This is a genomic window from Bartonella sp. CM31XJBT, from assembly GCF_028618555.1.
Classification (GTDB): domain Bacteria; phylum Pseudomonadota; class Alphaproteobacteria; order Rhizobiales; family Rhizobiaceae; genus Bartonella.
This window is the reverse complement of record NZ_JAQITD010000013.1, coordinates 52,828-59,630: the sequence shown is the minus strand read 5'-3', so window position 1 is coordinate 59,630 and position 6,803 is coordinate 52,828. Positions and strand designations below refer to the sequence as shown.

Sequence of the window (6,803 nt, the reverse complement as noted above, 5' to 3'; positions counted from 1 at the left end):
GAAGCATAACAAGCAGGGAGCCCATTTATGTGGTTGGAAAGATGGTCAAGAAACGAAGCAGCAAAGATAAAGATCTTACAGAAAAAGAACAACAGCTCCTTCACGAGATGATAGAGACCTATCAAGGTTTAAAGATGATGTCACGCATCATGAAATTGATAGCCTTCATTGTCTTTATGTTTGTAATAGATTTTTCCCGTTTTGTGGACGCCATAGAGAATAGCTTCTCACATCTTAAAAGATGGTTAACCAAAAGTTAAATATCAAATCTCTCCTTTAAAAATATGATGAAACAAGAATTTACACAAACATTGTTTGCGTGGATGGGTGGTAAACACTATCTGCGTAAGAAAATTATACCGATTTTAAATAATATTGACCATGAAACCTATGTTGAACCGTTTTTAGGCTCTGGTGTTATTTTCCTAAATAAAAGACCAGCAAAATATTCCGTGATTAATGATCTGAATGGAGAGATCACGAACCTGTTTCAATGTGTTCAAAATGACTTTGATGATTTAGCCAAACGACTAGAATGGTTTGTTTGTTCAAGACAGTTGTTTTTTGAACTTGCGGCGATTGAACCAGAGAGCCTTTCCAAAGTTGAAAGAGCCGCTCGCTTTTTGTTTCTCCAACGTTGTGTGATGTATGGGAAAAAAGAGTATGTCTCTTTTGGCTTTGGAAGGAAAAAGCCTATAGCATTTAATCCCGATAAGCTGCTATCAAGGATGCGACGTGTTAGACAGAAGCTTCTTGATACGACAATCTTAAATTTATCGTGGGAACGGGTTATCAAGCTATTTGATGCACCCGACAGTTTATTTTACCTAGACCCGCCTTATCTAGTGAAGAAGAAGTGTTACAGCTCTGGGAATTTTGTTGAAGATGATTTTGTGAGTATGGCAAAAGTTCTCAAAAGCATACAAGGCAAATTTGTCTTGAGTCTAAATGATTGTGATGCGGTTCGAGAGATCTTTAAGGATTTTGACTTTTTAGAATTAGAGACCCTTTGGACCTCTGGTTTTGCTAAAAAAACACCCCGAAAAGAACTCTTGATTCGTAATAATTGAAGAAAATCATAAAAAGATTTGTTAGAATCAGAAGAAATATTTCTTCTCTAATAGGACTTTTTATATGGTTACATCTTTTGGTAAAATTTTACGGAAACTTCGCATTGATCACTCCGAACGCCTCTTAGATATGGCTAAGAAATTAGACATATCTGTATCATTTTTATCTGCTGTAGAAATTGGCAAAAAATCTGTTCCTGTAGGACTGGAGGAAAAGATAATTGAACTCTATGCTTTAGATCAAGAGGTAGCAGAAATTTTGAGAAGAGCATCGGATTCTTGTCGCAAAAGTTTTACAATCAAGACTTCTGATCCGTTGAGACGTGAAGCTGTTGGTGAGTTTGTTAGAACTTTAAAAGATTTTTCACAAGAGGATTTAGAAGCATTCAAAACATTATTAGAGATGATTAGCGAAGCGCAAAGAAAAGAAAATGCTACTGTTGTAGAGAAATGTTAGAAAATCCTATTCCCTAACTTTTATCCACGTATCCCGTACTTTAAAAAAGATATATAAAATCAATAGACTGTGTACAGTAAAAAGAAACATGGTACGCCCAAGGGGAATCGAACCCCTGTTTCCGCCGTGAAAGGGCGATGTCCTAACCGCTAGACGATGGGCGCAAACCAATGATGAGGCTTATAGAGAGGATCTTTTTACTTCGCAAGCCCTCTGTGTCATTTTTTTTGAAAAAAGTGTGTTTTATTGAATAATTTTTGAGAAACTCTTGTTTGAATCATCTTATTTTCTAAGATTTTTTGTAGAAAAAATGTAAAGTTATCATCATTGATAGAAAGTTTTGATGTGGGTATCATCTCAGCAAATGATATTTGCATTTATTTTCAGTTTGAAAAGTAGGCAAAAATGATCAAAACAGCATTTTAAATGTATTTATTTTTTACATATTTTATCGTTTGTTATCTTTGTTGTCACATGAGAATATTATTTAACTTGCTTGAAAGAGCCTTTATACGGAAGATTTCTCATTTGAGCTTATCATAAAGCAAAAACTGTATAATTTATAAAGTAGAAATACAATATTTATTACCAAATTAACAAATAATACCAAATTTTTTATGAATAATCCATAGATTACTTACAATTTAACAAAATATAAATAGATACCTGTATAATAAAAATGAAAATATTAAATTAATTTTTATAGAATATATTAAAAATATTTTTTATATTTACTTTTACATGTCTGTAAGAAATTTAAGATTAAAAAACCTTCATTTGCTCTTTTATATATTGAGAAGGTTCTTGATTTGAAAATGAATTAGCGTGGATAAAGGGTAGATTGAGTTTTTTCTCATTTCAATTCGCTAGTTTTTTAAAGAGGTGGCAATAAGTTGAGATAAAATATTCAAATTTTGAAACTTTATTCTCTATATTTATAATATTTCAGAATTATGGTGTGCGCATATTAAGTTTTGTTTTTTACTTTAATGTAAGGTTCTATTTTGATATATGAGTGCGTTAAGATTTTGCATTAAAGATTTATATTTAAAGCTATGGAATGGTAGGAAGAAATGTGTTATTATGTACTGATCTACTTTATTTTATCCATTCTCTTAATTTATCATATAAAAGAATGTTTTTTGTTCCATACTTGTTGATTTAGAAGAGATGTTTTATTTTTTCTTACTAAGTCTTCAATATTCTTTAACTTGTTATTGATTATTTTTTAGAACTTTTCTTTATGGAAACTTGCATTTATCAGTTTTACAGATTTTCATTCTGAATTAAATATTTTATAAAGATTCTGAAATCTTTGAAGACAATAAATATTATATTTTTAGGAATGTTGATTGAACAAGCGGGGATAATTCTATTGGAAAAAATGAAGTGAATAGAGCGGGGTATTTCTTTTGTTCGTATGGATGTAAATATTCTTTGTGTTGATTGGCACATCATTTAAACGATTTTTCAATGAAGATAGGGATCAGTGGTTAATAATGGCAGAAGCTTTAAAAGTTGGTGTTGCGGGACTTGGTACGGTTGGTACTTCAGTTGTTCGAGCTCTATGTGAAAAAGCGAATAGTTTAGCTTGTCAATGTGGGCGATTCATCAAAGTTGTTGCTGTTAGTGCGCGCGATAAAGGCCGCAATCGTGGACTTGATCTCAGTGATATAAAATGGTTTGATTCACCTGTGGAGTTGGCTGCTTCTGATGAGATTGATGTTTTTGTAGAGTTAATTGGTGGTGAATTGGATGTGGTGTATACCGCTGTTAAGAGAGCGCTTGAGGCGGGACATCATGTTGTAACAGCCAATAAAGCTCTTCTTGCTCGACATGGAGTAGAGCTGGCTATAATTGCAGAAAAAAAAGGTGTTTTTCTTCATTTTGAAGCAGCTGTTGCAGGGGGGATTCCTGTCATCAAAGCGATGAGAGAATCACTTGTTAGTAATCGCATATCGCGAATTTATGGTATTCTCAATGGAACCTGTAATTATATATTAACACGCATGTTTACGGAAGGTCTTTCATTTAAAGATTGTTTAGCAGATGCACAGAGACTTGGGTATGCTGAAGCAGATCCAACTTTTGATATTGAGGGAAATGATACTGCTCATAAATTAGCTTTGTTGACAAGCTTGGCATTTGGAACAGCTATTTCGTTAGATGATGTTTATGTTGAAGGAATTCATAATATTTCGCAAATTGATATTCGAGCAGCTGATGAATTGGGGTATCGGATTAAGCTTTTAGGGGTTGCATTAAAAACGGATTCTGGAATAGAGCAACGCGTTCATCCAACAATGGTACCAGCATCCTCAATGATTGCACAGATAAATGGTGTAACCAATGCTCTTTCTATTCAAAGTGATTTATTAGGTGAATTGCTGTTTTCTGGTCCTGGCGCTGGAGGAAAGGCAACAGCATCAGCCGTTATTGGTGATTTGGCTGATATAGCAAAAGCGCGTTCTGGTTTTCAGTATGCACCTGTTTTAAGACGTCCAGCATTAGAACTTGCTCCTCATAAAAAAGCACGTATTTCGCATCATGCAGGTGGTTATTTTATTCGTTTAAATGTTCATGATCGTACTGGTGTTTTTGCCGCGGTCGCAAGGCATATGGCTGATAATCACATCTCATTGGAGTCGATTGTTCAAAGATCTTTTGTAGAAGATCAAATTGAAAAAACAATTATTTTAATTACGCATGAAACAACAGAGGTGAATGTACGACAGGCACTTGCAGAAATTGAAAAAGATGGACATCTTGTTGCAAAATCTCAATTTATTCGTATTGAACCTATGGCAAAGAATTGATAACTTTCTTGATAATAAAAACGCACGCTTGAGTTCTTTTATCTCTTGTGAAAAATTTTCATCTTTGCCAAAAAACTTTATTCTTAGTATTTAATAAGGACTCATATTTTTCTGGTATTCATTCGGTAGGATTTTTTCATATGCCCACAACTCAGAAGATTTTAAATGGACTTGATCGTATTTTGACGCTTGAATTGGTACGTGTTACTGAACGTGCTGCTGTTGCTGCTGCACGCTGGCGCGGACGTGGCGATGAAAAGGCAGCGGATCAGGCTGCTGTAGATGCAATGCGGCAAGAACTTAATCGATTGCCTATTGATGGTACAGTGGTGATTGGTGAAGGTGAGCGGGATGAAGCGCCTATGCTTTATATTGGAGAAAAAGTGGGTCTTCAAAGTGGATTGGCGATCGATATTGCACTTGATCCACTAGAGGGTACAACACTTTGTGCTAAAAATATTGCTAATTCTTTGGCAGTAGTTGCAATTGCTGAAAAGGGTAATCTCCTTTACGCTCCTGATGTTTATATGAACAAAATTGCTATTGGTCCTGGTTATCCAAAGGGAATAGTCGATATAGATGCTTCTCCTACCGATAATATACATGCTCTTGCGAAGGCTAAAGGAGTGGCTGTTAATCAGATTGTTGTTTGTATTATGGATAGACCTCGTCATGAAAAATTGGTTGATGAAGTACGAGCGACAGGGGCGTCGATTCGCTTGATTGGGGATGGAGATGTGGCTGCTGTTATTGATACAACTGATCCAGAAGAAACAGGTATTGATATCTATATGGGGATTGGTGGAGCACCTGAAGGTGTTTTAGCTTCTGCTGCTTTGCGCTGCATTGGAGGACAGATGCAAGGTCGTTTGCTGCTTGATACAGAAGAGAAAATTGCTCGTGCAGCTAAAATGGGGATTAGTGATCCCAATAAGGTTTATACAATGGAAGAAATGGCAAAGGGTGATGTTTTGTTTTCAGCAACAGGGGTGACAGATGGTAATATGCTTTCTGGTGTTAAATTTACACCTCACTACATTCAAACGGAAACTCTCGTAATGCGCGCCCATACGGGTACAGTTCGTAATATTAAAGCACAGCATAGAGATCATTCAAAATTTGATTAATGTTTTCTTTTTTTGTCACTAAAAATAAAAGGAGTTTTTTTAGGAAATACGCTCCCATGAAGCTACTTTCATGGAAGCGTTTATAGATATGGGAATACCCTTAATATTATGAGAGTTGCACAGAATGCACCCAGCCATTTTTATCTTCTATGTTCCCTTTTTGAATGCCAACCAATTGTGTACGAAGCTGCTTTGTGACTTCTCCAACTGTTTCATTTCCAATAATAAATTCTCCTCCTTTATATCTAAAACGACCAATTGATGTGACAACGGCAGCTGTACCACAAGCAAAGGCTTCTTTAAGGTGTCCACTCTTTGCATCTTCTTGAAGCGCGGCAAAAGAATAAGGACGCTCTTCTATTTTTAATCCCATTTGTTTTGCCAACTCTAAGAGTGAATGACGTGTTATTCCTGGAAGGATAGTTCCATTAAGTGGGGGGGTTACAAGTGTATTATTGTCCATAATAAAGCAGACATTCATACCACCAAGTTCTTCAATCCATTTATGTTCAATCATATCAAGAAAGAGTACTTGGCTACAATTGTTTTCAGTTGCACTTTTTTGTGCAAGTAAGCTTGCTGCATAGTTTCCACCACATTTGGCAGCCCCTGTTCCTCTTGGACCGGCACGACTATAATCTGTTTCAATCCAGACGCTGACAGATTTTTCTTCTCCTTTAAAATAGGATTCAACTGGAGAGGCTATGATACAAAAAAGATATTTTTGAGAAGGGCGGACTCCCAAAAAGTTTTCATTGCCAAACATAAATGGACGGATATAGAGGCTAGCGTTGGGCTGATCAGAAACCCATTTTTGATCAATCTTTACTAATTGATGAACGGCATCCAGAAAAATATCTTTTGGCAATTCTGGCATAGCTAAACGCCTCGCTGATTCTATAAAGCGTTGTGCATTGGCATCAGGACGGAAGAGCAAGATGCGCCCATCTTTTGCACGATATGCTTTTAAACCCTCAAAAATTTCCTGTCCGTAATGTAAAACGGTACTTGCAGGGTTAATTTCTAAAGCTTTGTATTGAGAGATGATAGCATTGTGCCAGCCTTTGTCTTCAGTCCATTGAATAGTACACATGTGGTCTGTAAAAAATTGACCAAAACCGGGACTTTTTAAAATTTCTTCATATTTTTCTTCTGACAGAGGAGATGGGTGCTTTTCTATTTTAAAGGGAAGCGATGATATGGGAGATTTCATAAAAAACCTTTTGAGTATGTTTCATTTTTATTAATAAAAATAATGAAATATTTTGATTATAACTCTATTATTAACAAAACCTTTGTGTCAATGTTTTATTATAGAATACAAAGGGGTTTA

The 6,803-nt window shown here is 35.5% G+C and carries 6 protein-coding genes and 1 tRNA gene; 5 read left to right on the top strand and 2 right to left on the bottom strand.

What is annotated here, in order from left to right; genetic code table 11:
• The first annotated feature begins 29 nt into the window (after positions 1-29).
• The 3 genes from PVV63_RS06800 (at position 30) to PVV63_RS06790 (ending at position 1,527) form a co-directional block, all read left to right on the top strand.
• Positions 30-260, top strand: coding sequence for a hypothetical protein (locus tag PVV63_RS06800; protein WP_273791210.1), 231 nt, complete (start codon positions 30-32; stop codon positions 258-260).
• A gap of 24 nt (positions 261-284) precedes the next feature.
• Positions 285-1,070: a DNA adenine methylase gene (locus PVV63_RS06795; RefSeq protein WP_273791206.1), complete on the top strand. Its 786-nt coding sequence runs from the start codon at positions 285-287 to the stop codon at positions 1,068-1,070.
• A gap of 64 nt (positions 1,071-1,134) precedes the next feature.
• A complete protein-coding gene (locus PVV63_RS06790) occupies positions 1,135-1,527 on the top strand; it encodes a helix-turn-helix domain-containing protein (RefSeq protein ID WP_273791205.1) in 393 nt (130 codons plus the stop codon).
• A gap of 89 nt (positions 1,528-1,616) precedes the next feature.
• Here PVV63_RS06790 and PVV63_RS06785 read toward each other — a convergent pair.
• Positions 1,617-1,691: transfer RNA gene (locus PVV63_RS06785), tRNA-Glu, on the bottom strand.
• Between the two features lie 1,335 nt (positions 1,692-3,026).
• Between PVV63_RS06785 and PVV63_RS06780 the strand changes: the two genes are divergently transcribed.
• Both PVV63_RS06780 and glpX read left to right on the top strand, forming a co-directional pair.
• Positions 3,027-4,343, top strand: a complete 1,317-nt coding sequence (locus PVV63_RS06780) for a homoserine dehydrogenase (protein ID WP_273791204.1) — start codon at positions 3,027-3,029, stop codon at positions 4,341-4,343.
• Positions 4,344-4,483: 140 nt separating this feature from the next.
• The gene (glpX, locus tag PVV63_RS06775) at positions 4,484-5,470 is read left to right on the top strand and encodes a class II fructose-bisphosphatase (protein ID WP_273791203.1); all 987 of its coding nucleotides are present in this window, start codon (positions 4,484-4,486) and stop codon (positions 5,468-5,470) included.
• A gap of 106 nt (positions 5,471-5,576) precedes the next feature.
• On the opposite strand, the gene PVV63_RS06770 is transcribed toward glpX, so the two are convergent.
• A complete protein-coding gene (locus PVV63_RS06770; RefSeq protein WP_273791202.1) occupies positions 5,577-6,683 on the bottom strand; it encodes a branched-chain amino acid aminotransferase in 1,107 nt (368 codons plus the stop codon).
• Positions 6,684-6,803 lie beyond the last annotated feature (120 nt).